The following is an 18941-nucleotide window of genomic DNA, read 5'->3' on the forward strand; positions in this document are numbered from 1 at the left end:
TTATTTGATTAATTCTTTTGTGTAGTTGAAACAAGCACTCCTAAGTTTGTGAATGGTTTAGGATTTGATCCAACTAAGTTTTCTAATAAGTTAGGGTAGTCAATGAATGGGTTTCTTAATCCACCTTCAAATGCAGCAATTTTATTATTTCTCGCAACGTCAAATGGAGAAACTGGATCAGTTGCTGTTCAGTTTGCAAAAGTATTAAAGTAGTGTTCTTTAATGTAAGGTGCTGTTCTTGTGAAGATTGATTGAGATGTAGCTGCTAAGTTTCTGTCATTGTAAGTTACAGTGAAGTAAAGGTATGATCTAGCAATGTCACCTTTGAATTCATTGATTGGTTCAAATGATGTCATACCAATTGAGTTTGTCCCTAATTTTCCACCGTTCATTGATATTCAACTAGCAGAAGCATTTGCAACTAAATCGTGAGGATAGTTACTTCTTACTCCGTTTACTTTAATATCTGTTGGATAAATGTGGTGAACGTCTGAAACCATTGGTGATTCTTTACTGAATCAAGATTGAGGAATAACGTGTTCTCTGTTCATTCCATGGCTCTCACCAGAAGCATTATTACTTGTTGGGTAAGATCTGTATGTGTATGGATCTGTACCTGTTGGGTTTTCAGAATAAATATCTAACATTGTGTTATCTTTTTCAAAGTAAATATCTCTGAATGGTGAGTTGCTTGATTGGTAGAATCCTGGAATATCTCAATATCCTCTAACACCTGATAAATGTGCTTTTTGAATCTTTAATAATGCAGCATATAATTCTGCACCGCTTTTTCCGTTAGCTGATGCATAGTAATTATTACTTGAATCATAGTTGTATGAGTAGTTTGAATTTACTGGTGTAATAGTTATATTTGAACTTCCTGTGTTTCCACCTGTTGTTGGTGGAGTTGTTGTAGTTTGTGCTTCCTTAAAGAAAACAGTAAATTTTGATGTGAATGTTTTAGTTGAAAATTCATATCCACTATTATCAGCAGTTCCTGTGTTAATTGCAGCTTTGTATGTTAAAGTTAATTCATTTGTACTTGCATTAAATTGGAAGTTAATATCACCATTTGGTCTATCTGTACTTTTGTATGTGAAAATTGGTTCTTCAAAGTTAGCTGGATGGAATTTAGCATTAATAGCTTCTTCAAACAATGCCCCAACAGCTGGTCCTGTTTTTCTGTTTAAACCAATTTCATTTGTATTTCTCATGAAGTATAAGAATTTGTTATTTCCATCTTTTAAATAAGTTAAGATTTGATCTTTTGAAGTAGCAGGAATTTCGATAGGTTTAAACACATTGCTTGCATTTTCTAATGAAACTTCAGCTGGTGCAGCAGGAATAACCGGTTTTGGTGTAACAATTTCTTTTCTTGTATTATCATCTGTTTTATTACATGAAAGTGAAACCATCGGTAAAATAGCACTAGCTGCTAAACTTGATGTTAAAAATAATTTTTTAAAAATTTTCTTCATTTTTCCTCCTTAAAATAAGGTTAAAAATTTCTATTATTTTAGTTGTATTATGTATCAATATAATTTAAAAATTATATTACTTATAATTTTATACAAATAAAAAATAAAAATATGGAAAATTTATTCCATATTTTGTGAAAAATTTACTTGTCTAAAAATTGGGATAAATACTTTGCAAGTCCAGATTGATTGCATGGGAATTCAGTAATTTCATCAGCAATTTTCTTTAGTTCAGGAACTGAATTTTGCATTGCAATCAATGTTCCAACTTTACCTTTTGTAGTTGAATCATTCATTGAATCACCAATGTGCATAGCATCTTCAGGATCAATTCCTTTAAGTTTGCAATATGCAACTTCAGCTTCACCTTTTGATGAACCAATCTTAGTAATTTCTAAGGTTTTATTTTTTTCTCCAACAAATGCTATTTCAAACATGTCTCCATATTTTTCTTTTCATCTTTTAGCAAATTTAGCAGCCTTTCTAGCTGATAAACTAGATAAAAGAGCCTTGTGTATAGGATAATCGTTTTTAAAGTCTTTGTATGGTTTTGCATTTGTAATTCATCTGAATTTCTTAGAAAAGTTTTTGTAAATTTTATTTACAAATTTAATAATGTAATATAAGTAGTTTTTTACATATACGTGTCTTGAATCAATCGTTACAAAAGCAAATTTTTTAGAGATTAAATCAAATAATAACTGTGCTTTTTCAGGTTCAATTATTTCCTCTGAAATAATTTTTCCATTCTCAACTGTAACAGCTCCATTTCAAGCTATATATGTAATTTCTCCTGTTAAACCTTTAACAATATCAGAAGTTTTTGCACTTAAACCACGACCAGTTGCAACTACAACTGGAATTTGTTTATTTAACTCTGTAAGTGTTTTTTTAGTAAATTCTGTTGCACTACGCATTCAGAATTTTTCTTCCGGTCCATCTAATGTGGTTCCATCTAGATCGATAAAAATAATTTTAGGTTTCTGCATTAATCTCCTATTTAACAATGTCAACTAAGTTTTTCATTAATGCAACTACAGTCATAGGTCCAACTCCACCAGGAACTGGTGTAATTGCAGCTACTTTATCTTTAACATCTTCAAAGTCAACATCACCTGATAATTCTGCTGAAAGTTTGTCATCCAAGTTAGTTCCAACATCGATAACAATAGCTCCTTCTTTAACATTGTGAGCTTTAATGTATTTTGCAACACCTATTGCAACGATTAAGATGTCTGCATTTTCAATACCCTTAATTCCTGTTTCTTCATTATATGTAGAAACGTTAGCATTTTTTCTTTTAATAATGTGTGCAAGAGGTTTTCCTACAACATGTGATCTTCCAACAACACATACTCTTTTGTTTTCTACATCAATTCCATAGTGTTCCATTAATTCTAAAACACCACGTGCTGTAGCTGGAATAAAGTGTTTGTCAGCTGTATCGTTATATAATCTGAATTCATTTTTTGTTGTAAGTCCATCAATGTCTTTATCGTATGGAACTGCATCTAAAATAACTTGAGTTGGTAAATGAGAAGGTAATGGCAACTGAACAATGATTCCATCGAATTTTTCATTGATTCTGTCCATTTTCTTAAGTAATCTGTCTTGAGAAATATCCTCATCAAACTTGAATAATTCAGCTTCAATCCCTAAATCTTCAGCTACTCTTAATTTGTGAGCTATGTATTTGTTTGAAGCAGCATTATCTCCTACTTGGATAATTGCCATTCTTAATTTTCTTTCTAAATCAAGATCAATTATCTCTTGTTTCAATTTAGCTAATTCTTGTTTAGCTAACTCTTTACCGCTTAATATTTGCATGATAATTCCTCCTCATATTTTTTAAGTTCATCTGTATATTTTTCTAATTTTGCTTTTTCAACAGCAACTTTATCAGCAGGAGCTTTTGAAACGAATCTTTCATTGTTTAAAAGTTGCTCTGCTCTAGCTATTTCTGCTTTAACAAAATTAATTTTTTCTAAAAGGAGCTCTTTATTTCTTTGTTTTGTTTCATCTGATTGTTTTATGAATAAAACATTGTCATTTAGCGCTATTAAGTAATCGTTATTATCTTCGTATAAAGCAAATACCATTTTGTTAATTGTCTCAATAGCAACTTGTGGAACATCGTTTTTAAGTGAATAAATAAGAAGTTCTTTTTTAGAAATTTGATTATTTTCACGATATTTTCTAAGTTCAGTTACAACTTCAATAACTGTGTTTATATAATCGGTTGAATGATCATCTTCAAATGTAGGTCATAATTGTTCTAATAATTCTGCATCAAAGATTTCTGAATATAACCTGTCTGTTATGAATGGCAAGAATGGATGAAGCACAATTAAAGTTTTTCTTAAGACTTCAAGAGCTGATTTTTTAGAATATGAACTCTTTAAGAATTCAACGTATCATCCACTAAGGTCTGTGAAAATGAATTTGTAGATTTCTGAACCAATAATTGAAAACTCATAGTTATCAATAAGTGAATCGATCTTAACTGATAAGTTTTTAAGTTGATTTAATATTCACTTATCTGCATCAGTAGCTTCATTGTTATTATCTTCTAGTTCATTAATGTATCTAGTAATGTTTCATAACTTGTTATTAACTCTTCAAGCAGCTTCAACTTTATCGTCTGAGAATTTAATATCTAAACCTGGTGTTGTATTTGTGATTAAGAATCATCTTAAAGCATCTGAACCATATTTATCAACCATATCCATAGGGTCAACACCATTGTTTAATGATTTAGACATTTTTCTACCTTGTGCATCTCTAATAAGGCCGTGAAGTAGTAATCTATCAAATGGTTTTTGACCTGTAAATTCAAGTCCAAAGAAGTACATTCTAGCTACTCAGAAGAAAATAATGTCATAACCTGTAACTAAAAGAGATGTTGGATAATATCTTTTTAGTTTTTCATCATTTTGAGGTCATCCTAAGAACACAAATGGAGCAAGTCCTGATGAGAATCAAGTATCTAGAACATCTGGATCTTGAACTCACCCTTCACCTGGTGAATCAACTTGAACTTTCATATTACCATCTTGGTCATATCAAGCAGGAATTCTGTGTCCTCATCAAAGTTGTCTAGAAATTGTTCAATCATAAACATTTTCCATTCATTGACGCATAGTTAATTCAAAACGTTTTGGATAGAACTTAACAGCTTCTGAAGAATCTAAATCTTTTAAGATTAAATCTCTGAAGTGTTCCATTTTAACAAATCATTGTGGTAGCACTAAAATTTCAACTGGTGTTTTAGATCTATCTGAAATACCAACATTTGAAATTGTTGTTTCAACTTTTTGAATATAACCATTATCTTGTAAGAATTGTGCAATCTTATCTCTTGCTACAAATCTTTCTAAACCGTGGAATTCAGGTAATGCAGGATAGTTAATTAAACCATCTTTTGAAATTGTTTCGTTGATTTCAAGATTGTGTTTTTTTATAATATCAACATCAACTTCAGCGTGTGCACTAAGTTTCATTAATCCTGAACCAAAGTCAATATCAACATATTCATCAGGGATGATTGGTAATTCTTTTTTAGTAATTGGGTGAATTACAACTTTTCCTTCTAAATCTTTGTATCTTGAGTCATTTGGATTAAAAACAACAGCAACGTCGCTTAATAAAGTTTCTGTTCTAACAGTAGCAATTGTCAACACATCGTTTGAACCCTTAATTGGATAATTGATGTAGTATATTTTTTGCTCTGTAGGTTCATTATTAACTTCAATGTTTGATAAAGCAGTTTGTAACTTAACATCTCAGTTAATTGCTTTAACACCTTTGTAAATGAAACCTTTGTTGTATAAGTTAATGAAAACTTTTGAAACAGCTTCATTAGCTTCTGCATCAAGTGTGAATCTTTCAGCTGAATAATCAAGTGCTAGACCAATTTTTGATCATTGTTGTCTAAATAAGTTTGCATATTCAGCTTTTCATTCTCAAATCTTATCAACAAAAGCTTCTCTGCCTAAATCGTGACGAGTTTGACCTGTTGATTGGAATAAAACATCCTCAACTTTTGATTGTGTAGCAATTCCGGCGTGATCCATACCTGGAACTCACATAACATCAAAACCATTAAGTTTCTTATATCTTATAATTGTGTCAGGTATGTAAACATCAAGTGCATGACCTAAATGTAGCTTACCAGTCACATTTGGTGGTGGTAACAAAATAGTAAAAGGTTTTTTGTCTAAATCATGAGTTTGAAAATATTTCTTAGCTTGTCATTTTTTATCAATGTCTTTTTCAACTAGAGTGTGATTATATATTTTGTCCATTAATACCTCCTTTAAATAATTTCAAGGTATTTTTACTTAAAAAAATATCTATATAAATAATTATTAAAATTATAATAAATTTTGCTAAAATTCCTTGCCCCTTTTACTGGTAGCACATAAGTGAAAAAATAAAATGTTTATAAAACAATATAGTAAAATTTAATTGTATGAAGATAATTAGCACAAATAAAAAAGCTCATCACAACTATGAAATTATTGATAAATATGAAGCAGGAATTGAATTACTTGGTTGAGAAGTAAAATCAGCTAGAGCTAATTCAATTGACATTTCAAATGCCTTTTGTTCTATTTACAAAGGTGAAATGTATCTTAAGGAAGCTTACTTCAAGCAATATATGCACGTAAAAGCAGATGAGTTTAGAGATAGAAAATTACTTCTTCACAAAAATGAGATTCGTAAGATTAAATTTGCTACAGAATCACAAAGTCTTACTATCATACCTTTAAAAATGTACTTTAATTCTTCATCAAGAATTAAAGTAGAAATAGCTTTAGCTAAGGGTCTTAAAAAATATGATAAAAGACAACAAATCATTAAAGACGAAGTTAATAAAAAACTCAATAAGCTAATTAATTCATATAAATAATCATTATGGGGATATAATGGTTTCGACATACTTTGGGGTGTTGTTGTTGCAGTAGTGTGGTAGACTATAATTACTTCTAGACTTTCTTAAATGGAAACGCTAAAAAAGAAAACAAAGTTTCAAACTTTGCGATGTTCTCAATGAACAACTTAAACCCAGTTTTTGCTTAATTAAATGCAATCTGGTGACTTTAATGTAGCTCCTTTCTATATTAAAGTTGGTCTTAAGAGGATAGCATTAGCTTTGGCAAACTGATGTGAAATTTAGCCAAACTGTTTAATATTTTTCGAATACTTTATCATTAAAACAGTTATAAAAAGTATTCTAAACTGTAGATGCAGCAACATGCTCAATTTGTGGACAGGGGTTCGATTCCCCTTATCTCCACCATTAGCCGCTTTAGTTCTAGTGGTAAAACAGTTGACTCGTAACCAACCATCATGAGTTCGATTCTCATAAGCGGCACCATTAGATTAATATATTTAAACATCATGACTATCGAAGTTGTGATTTTTTTAATGTCTTTTTTAAAACAATCACTAAGTACCTACCTTTTTCAGAATTTACTTACATTTTTTTAGAATAATGATAGATAGCAAAGTTATCTACTGTAATTATTAAAAAGAATGTATGAAAATAACTAAAATATTGATTCCATTTGGTGTATGTTGCTGCAACAATTTCAGTATCTCGTGGTTAAAGATACCAACAGGTCGTAAAAGAGTTCAATGAGCGCGACATTTTTAGCTATTTGCTTGATTTTGTTTACATCCCTTCTCTTGTATAAATTGCATTGTTTGAATAGTTTATATATTTTGCAAAAAATTAAAATTTAGCAGTTATTTTAATCAAATTTTAATGTTTTAATAAAGAAGGCTAAAAACAAAAAAACACCTTAGCAATAGCTAAAGTGCTTTATATGTTTAATTGAATTTAGAAATTATAATTCGTTAATTGTTCCACCTAATTTAGCAAAAGCTTCTTTAGCTGATGCTGATGCTTTGTGTACATCGATTGTTAATTTCTTTGTTAATGTACCATTTCCTAATAATTTAACAGGCATATTTCTTTTAATTAAGTTTACACTGAATAAAGCTTCAATTGTGATTACATCACCGTCGTTAAATCTTGTTTCTAAATCAGCAAGGTTGATTACTTGGTATTCAACGTGGTTAACATTGTTAAATCCACGTTTTCCGATTCTACGGAATCATGGTGTTTGACCCCCTTCGAATCCTAATCTGTGACCTTTACGTTTGTTTTGACCTGATTGTCCTTTACCAGCTTGTTTACCTTTTCCAGCAGCGTGTCCTCTACCTTTACGGTGTTTTTCTGGTCTTGAACCTTCTGTGAATTTTAAAGTATTTAATTTAATTGCCATATTATAAATCCTTAACTTCTTTGTCTCTGATTTCAGCGATTTCTTCAACAGTTCTCATGTTTAATAATGCTTTAACTGTAGCTTTAACAACGTTTGCTTTTGAACGAGATCCATATGTTTTTGTAACGATATCTGTGTATCCAGCTAATTCAACAACAGCACGAACTGTTCCTGAAGCAATAAGTCCTTTTCCTTTTGGAGCAGGTTTTAAAATTACTTTAGATGCTAAGAATTTAGCAGTAATTTCATGTGGAACTGTACCATTAACTACTGGTACTGAAACAAGGTTGTTTTGTGCATCTTTAACAGCTTTCTTGATAGCATCTGGAACTTCGTTTGCCTTACCGTGTCCAAATCCTACAAGACCTTTTTTGTTTCCAACTACAACAAAAGCTGAGAAGCTGAATCTTCTTCCACCTTTAACAACTTTTGTAACACGAGCAATGTCAACTACTTTTTCTGAGAATTCTGATTCGAATTTAGGAGCTGCTTGACGTGGTCTTCTGTTCATTGGTTTTCTGTTTGCACGTTCTTGTTTGTTTTCTGTAGCTTCTGATTTAACTGTTCTTGGTCTTCTTGCTGTAACTTCTTTTGTTCCAGCTTCTAATTTAACTTCTTTTTTGTTTTCCATTAGAATTTAACTCCTTGTTCTCTTACTGCTTCTGCGAATGCTTTAACACGTCCATGGTAGATGTATCCACCACGGTCAAAAACGATTTCTGTAATACCTAATTTGTTAATTTTTTCACCCATTAATTTACCTAATTCTGATGCTGCAGCAATGTTTCCTGAGTATTTTTCATTTTTAAGTGTTGAAACACTTGCTAATGTAACACCTTTTGTGTCATCGATTAATTGAGCATAGAAGTTTTGGTGTGATTTGAATACATTTAAACGAGGTTTTGTAGCTGTACCGCTAATGTGTTGACGTAAACGAACATGTTTAACTTTTCTAGCTGCGTTTCTTGATTTTGCTTTCATTTTATTCACCTAGCAACTCCTAAATTATTTAGAAGCTGTTTTCCCTTCTTTACGTCTAATTTTTTCACCTTTGTAAGAAATACCTTTACCTGAGTACACGTTAGGTTTTCTGATTGCTCTAACTACTGAAGCAAATTGTCCAACTTGCTCTTTGCTAATTCCAAATACTGAAATTTCTGTAGGTTTAGCAACTGTAACTTTTAATTCTGATGGAACTTGTTTTGAAACTGGGTGTGAGTATCCAGCGTTAACTACAAGTTCATTTCCTCTAAGTTCAGCTTTGTACCCAACCCCTTTGATTTCTAAATCAATTTGGAACCCTTCTGAAACTCCCTTGATCATGTTTGCGATAAGAGCGTTTGTTGTTCCATGTAATTGTTTTGTTTGTTTGTTTTCATTTGCACGTACTGTTGTAACTTGGTTGTTTTCTACTTGTACTTTGATTAATGGACTAAATGTTCTTTCTAATTTTCCGTGTTTTCCTGAAACTGTAACTGTGTTACCGTTAACTGAAACTTCTGTTCCAGCAGGAATAACTAAAACTCTATTTCCAACACGAGACATACTAATTATCAAATGTAAGCGATGATTTCACCACCAACATTAGCCTCCTTAGCTTGTTTTCCTGTCATTAATCCTTTTGAAGTAGAGATGATTACTGTACCGTAACCTGATAAAACACTAGGAATTTCATCTGCTTTAACGTAAGTTCTAAGACCTGGCTTAGAAACTCTTTTAAAGTCAACGATAGCTTGTTTGTTTTTCTTGTATTTTAATGTAACTACTAATTCTTTGTTTACACCTTCACCTGAAACTATGTAAGATGCAATGTACCCTTCTTCTAAAATTAACTTAACAATAGCTTCTTTTTTAGTTGAATATGGAATTGAAACAGTTTTATGTTTTCTAATGTTAGCGTTTTTGATTCTAACAACTAAATCTGAAATTGGATCTGTAATAAACATAATTATCAACTCGCTTTCTTCATACCTGGAATTTTACCTTCGTGTGCAAGGTTTCTAAAGCAGATACGACATACTTTGTATTTTCTTAAAACTGAGTGTGGACGTCCACATAATTCACAACGTGTGTAAGCACGTGTTGAGAATTTAGGGTGACGTTTAGCTTTTGCGATTAATGCTTTTCTTGCCATAAACTATTTAGCTCCTTTTTTTTCGAATGGTACACCAAGTGCTTCTAATAATGTTTTAGCTTCTTGGTCAGATTTAGCTGAAGTTACAATAATAACGTCAAGCCCTTTGATTTTACGGATTTTGTCAAATTCGATTTCTGGGAAGATGATTTCTTCTTTAATTCCTAAGTTGTAGTTACCTCTTCCATCGAAAGCTTTTGGATTAGCTCCACGGAAGTCACGAATACGTGGCATTGCAACATTGATTAATTTATCTAAAAAGTCTCACATTCTTTCTCTACGAAGTGTAACTTTTCCACCCATAGGCATACCTTCACGAAGTTTTCATGAAGCGTTTGATTTTTTAGCTGTTGTTTGGTATGGTTTTTGAGAAGAGATTAATGTTAACTCATTTAAAACTTCTTCAATAGCTTTTGAGTTGTTGATTTCTTTTCCAGCTGTCATGTTTAATACAACTTTTTCGATTCTTGGAACTTCCATTGATGATTTGTATTGGTATTTTTCTTTTAAAGCAGGAACTGCTTTTTCTAAATAAACATTTTTTAACATACTAGATTTCCTTTTGTGTTCTTTTTGCGATTCTTACTTTTTTACCTTTGTCATCAATTTTGTATCCGATTTTTGAGATTTGTGCTGGTTTATCTTTTGTAGCTTTTTTAACTAAATATGCAACATTTGAAACGTGGATTGGAGCTTCTTTTTCTGAAATTGAACCATCTTGGTTTTGGTGTGAAGGTTTGTTGTGTTTTTTAACAATATTTACACCTTTAACGATAACTTTGTTTTCTGAACGTAAGATTTTTTCGATTTGACCTGTTTTTCCTTTATCTTTACCGGCAATAACCATAACTTCATCATTAACTTTGAATTTGATTTTGTTCATAACTTATCTCCTTATAAATAAATTAAAGTACTTCAGGTGCAAGTGAAACGATTTTTGGGTATTTTTCTCTAATTTCACGAGCAACAGGTCCGAACACACGTGTTCCACGTGGTGTTCCATCTTCTTTTAAAATTACAACTGCGTTATCATCAAAACGAATGTATGTACCATTGTCACGGTGAATTCCGTAAGCTGAACGTACAACTACTGCTTTAACAACTTGCCCTTCTTTAACCATACCGTTTGGAATAGCTTTTTTAACTGAACATACAATAACATCACCAATGTTTGCTGTTTTTTTCTTTGACCCACCTAAAACACGAATAACACCGATTTCTTTAGCACCTGAGTTATCAGCAACGTTTGCTCTAGATAATTCGTGAATCATTAGTTATTTCCTTCGATTGCAGTTTGTTTAACTTCTACTAATCTGAAGTGTTTTGTTTTTGATAATGGTCTTGTTTCCATAATAACAACGATGTCACCTAATTTAGCAACATGGTTTTCATCATGAACAGCAAATCTTTTTGTTGATTTGTAACGTTTTGAATATAATGGGTGTTTTTTGTATGTGTCAACTGCTACGATGATTGTTTTTGCTGTCTTACCAGCAGAAACAACTGTTCCAACTAAAGTTTTTCTTGAGTTTCTTTCCATAATTATTTAGCTCCTTTTTTTTCATTTAAAGCTGTTTTAACTTTAGCAATGTCTTTTCTAATGTTTGCAATTTTGTGTGTTTCTTTTAAATCACCTGTAACGTTTTGATATCTTAAAGTAAATAATTCTGCTTTAAGTTGTTCAACTAATGTGTTTAATTCATCAACTGATTTGTTTTTTAATTCTTTGTAAAGCATTATTTATCTCCTTCTTCTCTTTTGATAATTTTTCATTTAACAGGTAATTTGTGACCAGCTAATCTTAAAGCGTCTCTTGCTACATCTTCTGCAACACCTGACACTTCGAACATAACTGTATTAACTTTAACTGCTGTATATCATAATTCAGGAGTACCTTTTCCTGATCCCATACGTACACCAATTGGTTTAGATGTTTTAGCAAAGTGAGGGAAAATACGGATAATAACTTCCCCTTCACGTCCCATTCTACGTGTAGCAGCAATACGAGCTGATTCAATTTGACGAGCTGTTACTCAAGCAGATGTTACAGCTTGTAAACCAAATTCTCCAAAAGAAACTTTGTTTCCTTTTGTTGCTTTACGTTTGTCGTGTCTTTGAATGAATGGTTTTCTGTATTTGGTTCTTTTTGGTTGAAGCATTATTTATCCCCTTCCAATTTTTCACCTAATGATACTCAAACTTTAACACCAATTGCACCGTATGTTGTTCTAGCAGTAGCTGTAGCGTAATCAACATCTTGTCTTAATGTGTGAAGTTTCATTTCTCCTTCTGAGTACCCTTCTGTTCTAGCCATATCAACTCCGTTTAAACGTCCTGAAACAGCTGTTTTGATACCTTTAGCACCAGCACGCATTGCATTTCTAATAGCAATTTTTTGTGCTGAACGGAAACTTTCACGGTTTTCTAATTTTGTTGCAATCATTTCTGCAAGTAATTTTGCATTTAAATCTGGATTTTTAAGTTCTAAAACTTGAACATTTAAGTTTAAGTTTTTGTTTTTAATAAATTTTGATAATGCTAATGTTAAGTCTTGAATATTTTTACCTTCAGCACCTAACATAGCAGCTGGTTTAGCTGTGTGAACTAAAACTGTAACTTTGTTGTTTGCGTTACGTTTTACTTCAACTTTACCAATTTGGTATTGACGTACTAATTTATCAAAGAATTTGTAGATTTTAGCATCTTCAACTAAGAATGAACCAAAGTTAGCTTTTTCTGCAAATCATTGTGAGTTGTGAGCTTTTGAAATTCCGTAACGGAAACCATTTGGATTAACCTTTTGTCCCATATTAATTTCTCTCCTCTAATGTGATTGATAAATTTGATGTACGTTTTAAGATAGAGTAAGCTCTACCTTGGCTTCTTGGTTGGAATCTTTTAAGAGTCGGACCTTCATTTACATAAACTTCTTTTACGAATAATTTTGTAGCATCTAAACCATGGTTGTGTGTTGCGTTAGCAACAGCTGAGTTTAATAACTTGATGAAAATAGGAGCTGATTTTTTGTTTGTGTTGTGTAATAACCCTAAAGCAACAGTTACATCTTTACCTCTAAATAAGTTTGCAACTAATTTAGCTTTAGATACACTAACTCTTTGCAATTTAACGTGAGCTTTTGCTTGTTGTTTTTGCATTATTTCTTCTTCCCTTTATCTGCACCGTGACCAGAGAATGTTCTAGTTGGTGAGAATTCTCCTAATTTGTGACCTACCATGTCATCTGTAACGTAAACTTCAACAAATTGTTTTCCGTTGTGAACTGCAAATGTTAATCCAACAAAGTTAGGGAAAATTGTTGAACGTCTTGATCAAGTTTTAATTGGTTTTTTAGGTGCTTTTCCTTCAACGATAGCATCTACTTTTTTAAGTAAATGGTCATCAGCGAATGGACCTTTTTTAAGACTACGTGCCATTATTTAGCATCCTTTCTTCTTCTTAAAATAAGTTTATTTGAAGATTTCTTAGTTTTTCTTGTTTTAACTCCAAGAGCTTTTTTACCTCATGGTGTAAGAGGAGCTTTACGACCAACTGGTTGTTTACCTTCCCCTCCTCCATGTGGGTGATCTACTGGGTTCATTACTGATCCACGTACTGTAGGTCTAATACCTTTGTGTCTGTTAATTCCAGCTTTACCAATATTTACTAATAAGTGTTCTTCGTTTCCTACAACACCAATTGTTGCACGGCAACGAGCTAAGATACGACGTGTTTCACCAGATTTTAATCTTAACACTACGTATTTTCCATTGTCATCTTTACCAAGGATTTGAGCTGATGTACCTGCACTACGTGCAATTTGTCCTCCAGCACCTGGTTGCATTTCAATATTGTGTACAAATGTACCTTCAGGAATGTTTGAAAGTGGTAATGTGTTACCAACAATAATATCTACGTTGTCTCCTGAAACAACTTTTTGTCCTAATTTAATACCTTTAGGAGCTAAAATGTATCTTTTTTCTCCATCTGCATATACAACTAAACTAATGTTTGCTGATCTGTTTGGATCATATTCAATAGTTTTTACTGTAGCAGGGATGTTATCTTTATTACGTTTAAAGTCTACAAGTCTATAGAATCTTTTAACACGTCCTCCATGATGTCTAACAGTAATTTTACCTTGGTTGTTACGTCCAGCATGATTTTTTAAATTCACTAAAAGTGATTTTTCTGGAGCGTGACCTGATAAGTTTTGTCTGTAATCAAGAGTAGACATGTTTCTACGACCATTTGTAGTTGGCTTAAAATGTTTAATAGCCATTTGTCTTCTCCTTTGCTTAAAAATATTTGGGGATTTGCAAGATTATCTTTTAAGCAACTATCTAAAACCCCTTAACTAATTGTTTGATTTGAACATAAAGTTCATCGGATTTAATTATTCTCCACCAACTTTACGTTTTGTAGTAGTTTTCTTAACTGCTGTGTTTGCTTTTTTAGCTGTTGTTTTTTTAGCAGCTAATTTAGCAGCAGCTTTTTTCTCAACTTCTGAAGCTTTAGAAGCTTTTGCTTTTTTAGCTTCATCTGCTTTAGCTTTAGTTTCAGCTAAAACTGCTTCTTCAGCGTCTGATGGAACATAGTTTAATGTTGAACCTTCTTTTAAAGTAACCATAGCTTTTTTGTAACGGTTTGTAAATCCGTGGAAACGTCCTACGTTTTTAGTTTTTTTATCAACTTTGATTGTTCTAACTTTGTCAACTTTAACTTGGAAAATTGTTTCAACAGCTTGTGCAATTTGGAATTTGTTTGCGTGGAAGTCTACTTTGAATGTGTAAACACCTTTAGCTCTTTGAATGTCTGATTTTTCAGTTAAAACTGGAGCTTTAATGATTCTTGTTAATTCCATTATTTAATTCTCCCTTTTAATAATTCAAGACTTTCGTTTGAAACAATCATAACGTCAGCAGCAATAGCAGCTTCAACTGTTAATGAGTTAGCTTTAACAACTGTAACGTTTGGTAAGTTTCTAACTGATTTGTAAACCATTGTATTTTCTGTAACAACTAAAACATGTTTTAAGTTTGCTACTTGTAATTCAGCTAATTTAGCAGCAACTGTTTTTGTTGAGATTGTGTCTAATGCTAAATCATCAACGATAACAGCTTGATCTTGTGCTAATAATGTTAAAGCTGAAATAAATGCACGGAATTTAACTTTCTTATTAACTTTAAGTGAGTAGTTTCTGTTTGGTTTAGGTCCGAATGCTCTTCCCCCTCCAACTCAGATTGGTGAACGCATAGAACTGTGACGTGCTCTACCTGTTCCTTTTTGTCTTCAAGGTTTTTTACCTGAACCACTTACTTCTGAACGGTTTTTAACTTTGTGTGTCCCTTGTCTTCTTGATGCTCTCTCTGATAAGATTGAGTCAAATACTGCTTGTTCATAAATTTTTTCACTAGCAAATAATTGTGCTGGTAAATCTGCTTTATGAGCAACTTTAGCAACGTTTTTGTCTTTTTGAACTGTAACTTTAGCTGATTTTGTAGCAGCTGGTTTTGTTGAAGCTTTTTTAGCTGGAGCTGATTTAGGAGCAGCTTTTTTAGCTGTTGTAGATTTTTTAACTGTTTCTGCCATAAATTATTCTCCTTTGTTTGCTTCTGCAGCATCAATTAATTCTTGTAATTGTTGTGCGTTCATTCCAACTGTAACTTCAATGTTGAATTTTTTAGCTTTTTCAATAAGTTCGTTCATTAACATAGCTTCTTTAACGTTTACTAATTTAATTTCTTCACGGCTTGGTAATCCTTTAACCGCTTCTTTTACTACTACGAATGATTTTTTAGGTCCTGGAATTGAACCTTTGATTAATAATAAGTTGTTTTCTACATCTACTTTAACAACTTCTAAGTTTTGAACTGTTGTTTTAACATGTCCAAGGTGTCCTGGCATTGTCATACCTTTGTAAACACGGTTACCTGAGATATCCCCAAGTGATCCTGTTTGTCTAATAGGTTGAGATCCTCCACCTCCACCGTGAGATTTAGGTCCGATGTGTTGGTTATGTCTTTTGATTGTACCAGCGAACCCTTTCCCTTTTGATGTACCTGTAACGTCTACAAGTTCACCTGCTTTAAAAATGTCAGCTTTAATTAAATCTCCAAGTTCGTATCCTGACATATCACGAACTTCTTTAACGAAGCGCTTAGGTGTTGTTGAAGCTTTAGCAAAGTGACCGATTTCAGGTTTGTTTGCTCTACTTGCTTTTTTATCAGCTGTAGCAAGTTGTGTCGCAACGTAACCATCTTTGTCGTTTGTTAAAACTTTTGAAACAACATTTGGTTGTACTTCGATTACTGTAACAGGAACACTTTTTCCTGATTCAGTAAAGATTTGAGTCATACCAACTTTACGTCCTAAGATTCCTTTCATATTGTCTCCTTAAAAATTGGGTATTAAATTTGATTATTTAACTTTAACTTGAATATCCACACCAGCTGGTAATTCAAGTCTTTGTAATTGATCTTGAGTTTTAGCAGAAGGATCGGTAATTACAACTAATCTTTGGTGTGTTCTGCTTTCGAATTGTTCACGGCTTTTCTTGTTAACGTGAACAGATCTTAAGATAGTAATTTCATCTCTTTTTGTAGGTAAAGGAATTGGTCCACTTACTTTAGCATCTGTTGCTTTTGCAATTTCGTAAATTCTTTTTGCAGCAGCATCAACTAATGCATGGTCAAACCCTTTAACTTTGATGTTTAACTTACTCATTGTTGTCTCCTTTGTTCTTGATTTTGAACATAGCTCCTTTTAAAAACCCAACGTGTCCTCAACAACATTTTGGCACGTTGGCAACCTTAAAATTCATAGCTATAGTTGCTTATTGATTATATAGTAAAAATTAAAAAACAGAAACCGAAATTTCTGTTTTTATTTCTAGCAACTCCTCTCCGTGTATCAAGGAGCTTTTTCTTATGAAATTTTCTTTAAAATTCAGTTATTTAAAATCTGAAATGGAACGTATTCATAAGCTTTTTCTTGGATAGTTTGACCTTGTAATAACATCATTGTGGGAACCTTTAAAACTTGTCATTTTGTATTAGGAACTCTGAATAATTGAGCTTCTTCAGCATCCACATTAATGAAACGAATTCTATGATTTCCTTCATATTCTTTCGCAATTTCCTCTACAATAGGTCTCATCATTTTACAATCACCACATCATTGAGTAGTGAAATTTAAGAATATTAATTCGTTATCTTTATTAGCTTCAATTATTTTTTTAGCTTCTTCTCATTTTAAATTTTCAAACATATTCACCTCTAAACAGCTAAAAGTGATAAAGCAATCATAGGGTCTTTATCAGTTGCTTTAAATATTTTCTTTCTAATTGTTTTACGTAATTTTTCATTTAAATCATACATACGTTTGCAGCTATTTGATTTAACTACATCTATAACGATTTGTTTAATTAAGTTAGTCATTTGCTCTTGCTCAGAAATATCGATAACACCAACATAATTAATGTGTAATTGTCCTGTTAAGTTACGTGTTTTCGAATCGTACATAATATTGATTACAATAACACCTTCTCTACCTAAAAATTCTCTTTCAGAAATAACTTCAGATGAAATATCTCCAACTCCAAAACCATCAATAATAGTAGTTCCGACTTCTTTAACTTTTCCATTGTGACTAAATAATTTACCATCAATAAAGTGAGCTATTTTTCCATTCATTAAGACAAGTGTATTGATGTCTTGAACATTCTTAAGTTCATCATTAATGCAATCACTAGCTGAAACTAAATATCTGTATAAACCTTGAGCAGGCATGAATACATCTGGTTTAAGAACTTTTACAAGTGAAACTAAATCATCTCTTGTAGGCCTTACGTAGAAGAACATTTTTTCACTAATATCAAATAGGTTGTGCGTGATTTTAGCTATTTCATCCATTGTCTGTGCATAATCAGACTCAAGACCATTAACTGGTGGAGCCAACATAATTACAGTGTCACTAGGTTTAATTTTTAAATAAACGTCATTATTTTCTGTAATTCTATTGAAACGTGAATAAAGTCTTTCAGTTGATGCAGTAATTAAAACAATAGCATTTGAATGCTTATTAATTTGTCTGTGGTCAATTAATTTTGGTAATGGCACTACTGTTGAGAATTTAGAAATTAAATCTAATAAATCAGCATATGTTTTTCCGTATGGAACTACTGGCCTATTGTATTTGATTGCTAAATCTAAAACTTGTTGCAATGTAACCATTTCTTCACCATAGGCACCAATAATTATTTTTTCATCAGGATTTGCTTTCTTGAAAATATTATCAAGTTCGGTATATGCATTATATTTTTCAATTCCTCTACCTGAAACATTTGATTTACCAGCATCTGAAACGATAGCTACAATTTTTCTACCTTCAAAGTATTTTGCAAGTAATGGGAAGTAAACTTTTCCATAAATTCCTAAGTTACCTTCAACATAGTTAAACATAAATAAGTAGTCACCTGTTTTGGTTTGGAAGTTAAACCCAATGTTTCCAGGCATTGAACCTGTTAGTCCAAAAGGAACGATTGTTAAATCACCAAATTGAAGTTTTTGTCTAATAACTTGAACTTGTCCTTTTTTAAGTTGAATATCGTATTTTGTAATTCTGTCAATAACTAAAACTTGATTAAATGCAGAAGTATAGATTTTAAGGTTAGGAATTTTCATTAATAATCAAGGGATTGCACTGAATGTTTCATTCTTAATGTCTGTGATGAATAAACCTTTAATTCTGTCTTTGTTTTTGATTAAATAATCGAAATTTGGAATAAGTGTATTAACACCATTTGACATATTTAAAGGCACCTTAGCACCTGCATTAACTATAAAAATGTCATCATTATATTCAAAAACATAACAGTTTTTACCGTTTTCGTCTTGTCCTCCAAGAGCGAAAATATTTACATTTTCCATATTTTTCTCTCTTTCATTATGTATTATGTGTTTTAAAAGTAAGGAATAATTAGTTTGCTAATTAATTTTTTAATTATAGCAAATTGATTTTTTGAGGGTAAAAATAAAAA

General features: G+C 31.8%; 26 protein-coding genes, 1 tRNA gene, 1 other RNA gene and 1 pseudogene. 3 read left to right on the forward strand and 26 right to left on the reverse strand.

Features of this window, described 5'->3' with window-relative positions; translation table 4 throughout:
- Nucleotides 1-8 precede the first annotated feature (8 nt).
- From VBM90_RS01830 to VBM90_RS01845, 4 genes are all read right to left on the reverse strand, one after another.
- Complete coding sequence (locus VBM90_RS01830) at nucleotides 9-1478, reverse strand: endonuclease (RefSeq protein WP_323176671.1); 1470 nt, start codon at nucleotides 1476-1478, stop codon at nucleotides 9-11.
- A 143-nt stretch (nucleotides 1479-1621) separates the two neighbouring features.
- The gene (locus VBM90_RS01835) at nucleotides 1622-2467 is read right to left on the reverse strand and encodes an HAD-IIB family hydrolase (RefSeq protein WP_323176672.1); all 846 of its coding nucleotides are present in this window, start codon (nucleotides 2465-2467) and stop codon (nucleotides 1622-1624) included.
- A gap of 7 nt (nucleotides 2468-2474) precedes the next feature.
- Nucleotides 2475-3305 carry a bifunctional 5,10-methylenetetrahydrofolate dehydrogenase/5,10-methenyltetrahydrofolate cyclohydrolase gene (locus VBM90_RS01840; protein ID WP_257089337.1) on the reverse strand — a complete coding sequence of 277 codons (831 nt, stop codon included), beginning with the start codon at nucleotides 3303-3305 and terminating at the stop codon, nucleotides 2475-2477.
- Nucleotides 3293-5782, reverse strand: coding sequence for a valine--tRNA ligase (locus VBM90_RS01845; RefSeq protein WP_323176673.1), 2490 nt, complete (start codon nucleotides 5780-5782; stop codon nucleotides 3293-3295). Before VBM90_RS01845 ends, VBM90_RS01840 begins: the two co-directional genes overlap by 13 nt.
- A gap of 167 nt (nucleotides 5783-5949) precedes the next feature.
- Between VBM90_RS01845 and smpB the strand changes: the two genes are divergently transcribed.
- From smpB to VBM90_RS01860, 3 genes are all read left to right on the forward strand, one after another.
- Nucleotides 5950-6390, forward strand: coding sequence for an SsrA-binding protein (smpB, locus tag VBM90_RS01850; protein WP_323176674.1), 441 nt, complete (start codon nucleotides 5950-5952; stop codon nucleotides 6388-6390).
- A gap of 7 nt (nucleotides 6391-6397) precedes the next feature.
- Nucleotides 6398-6780, forward strand: a transfer-messenger RNA (tmRNA) gene (ssrA, locus tag VBM90_RS01855).
- Between the two features lie 3 nt (nucleotides 6781-6783).
- A tRNA-Thr gene (locus VBM90_RS01860) sits at nucleotides 6784-6858 on the forward strand.
- Between the two features lie 472 nt (nucleotides 6859-7330).
- On the opposite strand, the gene rplO is transcribed toward VBM90_RS01860, so the two are convergent.
- The 22 genes and pseudogenes from rplO to VBM90_RS01970 form a co-directional block, all read right to left on the reverse strand.
- Entirely contained in the window at nucleotides 7331-7765 is a 435-nt protein-coding gene (gene rplO, locus VBM90_RS01865; protein ID WP_323176692.1) for a 50S ribosomal protein L15, read from the reverse strand.
- Between the two features lie 7 nt (nucleotides 7766-7772).
- Nucleotides 7773-8402 carry a 30S ribosomal protein S5 gene (rpsE, locus tag VBM90_RS01870; protein ID WP_257089323.1) on the reverse strand — a complete coding sequence of 210 codons (630 nt, stop codon included), beginning with the start codon at nucleotides 8400-8402 and terminating at the stop codon, nucleotides 7773-7775.
- Entirely contained in the window at nucleotides 8402-8752 is a 351-nt protein-coding gene (rplR, locus tag VBM90_RS01875) for a 50S ribosomal protein L18 (protein WP_257089321.1), read from the reverse strand. Before rplR ends, rpsE begins: the two co-directional genes overlap by 1 nt.
- A gap of 24 nt (nucleotides 8753-8776) precedes the next feature.
- On the reverse strand, nucleotides 8777-9316 hold the full coding sequence (gene rplF, locus VBM90_RS01880) for a 50S ribosomal protein L6 (RefSeq protein WP_257089319.1): 540 nt from the start codon (nucleotides 9314-9316) through the stop codon (nucleotides 8777-8779).
- A gap of 5 nt (nucleotides 9317-9321) precedes the next feature.
- Complete coding sequence (gene rpsH / locus VBM90_RS01885) at nucleotides 9322-9717, reverse strand: 30S ribosomal protein S8 (protein ID WP_323176675.1); 396 nt, start codon at nucleotides 9715-9717, stop codon at nucleotides 9322-9324.
- Between the two features lie 2 nt (nucleotides 9718-9719).
- The gene (locus tag VBM90_RS01890) at nucleotides 9720-9905 is read right to left on the reverse strand and encodes a type Z 30S ribosomal protein S14 (RefSeq protein WP_257089315.1); all 186 of its coding nucleotides are present in this window, start codon (nucleotides 9903-9905) and stop codon (nucleotides 9720-9722) included.
- A 3-nt stretch (nucleotides 9906-9908) separates the two neighbouring features.
- On the reverse strand, nucleotides 9909-10454 hold the full coding sequence (gene rplE / locus VBM90_RS01895) for a 50S ribosomal protein L5 (RefSeq protein ID WP_257089313.1): 546 nt from the start codon (nucleotides 10452-10454) through the stop codon (nucleotides 9909-9911).
- Between the two features lies 1 nt (nucleotide 10455).
- Nucleotides 10456-10779, reverse strand: coding sequence for a 50S ribosomal protein L24 (gene rplX / locus VBM90_RS01900; protein ID WP_416099228.1), 324 nt, complete (start codon nucleotides 10777-10779; stop codon nucleotides 10456-10458).
- A 31-nt stretch (nucleotides 10780-10810) separates the two neighbouring features.
- Nucleotides 10811-11176 (reverse strand): 50S ribosomal protein L14, encoded by a 366-nt coding sequence (gene rplN, locus VBM90_RS01905; protein ID WP_257089308.1) that lies wholly within the window; start codon nucleotides 11174-11176, stop codon nucleotides 10811-10813.
- Entirely contained in the window at nucleotides 11176-11445 is a 270-nt protein-coding gene (gene rpsQ, locus VBM90_RS01910; protein ID WP_306428736.1) for a 30S ribosomal protein S17, read from the reverse strand. Before rpsQ ends, rplN begins: the two co-directional genes overlap by 1 nt.
- Before the next feature lie 2 nt (nucleotides 11446-11447).
- Complete coding sequence (gene rpmC / locus VBM90_RS01915; RefSeq protein ID WP_323176676.1) at nucleotides 11448-11642, reverse strand: 50S ribosomal protein L29; 195 nt, start codon at nucleotides 11640-11642, stop codon at nucleotides 11448-11450.
- On the reverse strand, nucleotides 11642-12064 hold the full coding sequence (gene rplP / locus VBM90_RS01920; RefSeq protein ID WP_257089304.1) for a 50S ribosomal protein L16: 423 nt from the start codon (nucleotides 12062-12064) through the stop codon (nucleotides 11642-11644). The genes rpmC and rplP overlap by 1 nt, the downstream gene beginning before the upstream one ends.
- Entirely contained in the window at nucleotides 12064-12714 is a 651-nt protein-coding gene (gene rpsC / locus VBM90_RS01925; protein ID WP_323176677.1) for a 30S ribosomal protein S3, read from the reverse strand. Before rpsC ends, rplP begins: the two co-directional genes overlap by 1 nt.
- Before the next feature lies 1 nt (nucleotide 12715).
- Nucleotides 12716-13060 carry a 50S ribosomal protein L22 gene (rplV, locus tag VBM90_RS01930; RefSeq protein ID WP_257089299.1) on the reverse strand — a complete coding sequence of 115 codons (345 nt, stop codon included), beginning with the start codon at nucleotides 13058-13060 and terminating at the stop codon, nucleotides 12716-12718.
- Nucleotides 13060-13338, reverse strand: a complete 279-nt coding sequence (gene rpsS, locus VBM90_RS01935) for a 30S ribosomal protein S19 (protein ID WP_257089297.1) — start codon at nucleotides 13336-13338, stop codon at nucleotides 13060-13062. The genes rplV and rpsS overlap by 1 nt, the downstream gene beginning before the upstream one ends.
- Nucleotides 13338-14183, reverse strand: a complete 846-nt coding sequence (gene rplB / locus VBM90_RS01940; RefSeq protein ID WP_323176678.1) for a 50S ribosomal protein L2 — start codon at nucleotides 14181-14183, stop codon at nucleotides 13338-13340. The genes rpsS and rplB overlap by 1 nt, the downstream gene beginning before the upstream one ends.
- Before the next feature lie 114 nt (nucleotides 14184-14297).
- Nucleotides 14298-14765, reverse strand: a complete 468-nt coding sequence (gene rplW, locus VBM90_RS01945) for a 50S ribosomal protein L23 (RefSeq protein WP_323176679.1) — start codon at nucleotides 14763-14765, stop codon at nucleotides 14298-14300.
- Complete coding sequence (gene rplD / locus VBM90_RS01950) at nucleotides 14765-15493, reverse strand: 50S ribosomal protein L4 (RefSeq protein WP_323176680.1); 729 nt, start codon at nucleotides 15491-15493, stop codon at nucleotides 14765-14767. The genes rplW and rplD overlap by 1 nt, the downstream gene beginning before the upstream one ends.
- 171 nt (nucleotides 15494-15664) lie before the next feature.
- Nucleotides 15665-16288 (reverse strand): annotated as a pseudogene (gene rplC, locus VBM90_RS01955) (50S ribosomal protein L3); the annotation flags it as partial.
- Nucleotides 16289-16321: 33 nt separating this feature from the next.
- Complete coding sequence (gene rpsJ, locus VBM90_RS01960; protein WP_257089286.1) at nucleotides 16322-16627, reverse strand: 30S ribosomal protein S10; 306 nt, start codon at nucleotides 16625-16627, stop codon at nucleotides 16322-16324.
- Between the two features lie 201 nt (nucleotides 16628-16828).
- Complete coding sequence (locus VBM90_RS01965; RefSeq protein ID WP_257089285.1) at nucleotides 16829-17170, reverse strand: thioredoxin family protein; 342 nt, start codon at nucleotides 17168-17170, stop codon at nucleotides 16829-16831.
- A gap of 8 nt (nucleotides 17171-17178) precedes the next feature.
- On the reverse strand, nucleotides 17179-18831 hold the full coding sequence (locus VBM90_RS01970) for a ribonuclease J (RefSeq protein ID WP_323176681.1): 1653 nt from the start codon (nucleotides 18829-18831) through the stop codon (nucleotides 17179-17181).
- Nucleotides 18832-18941 lie beyond the last annotated feature (110 nt).

Source organism: Mycoplasma sp. 2704, from assembly GCF_034863285.1.
In the GTDB taxonomy this organism is placed as follows: domain Bacteria; phylum Bacillota_I; class Bacilli_A; order Mycoplasmatales; family Metamycoplasmataceae; genus Mycoplasmopsis.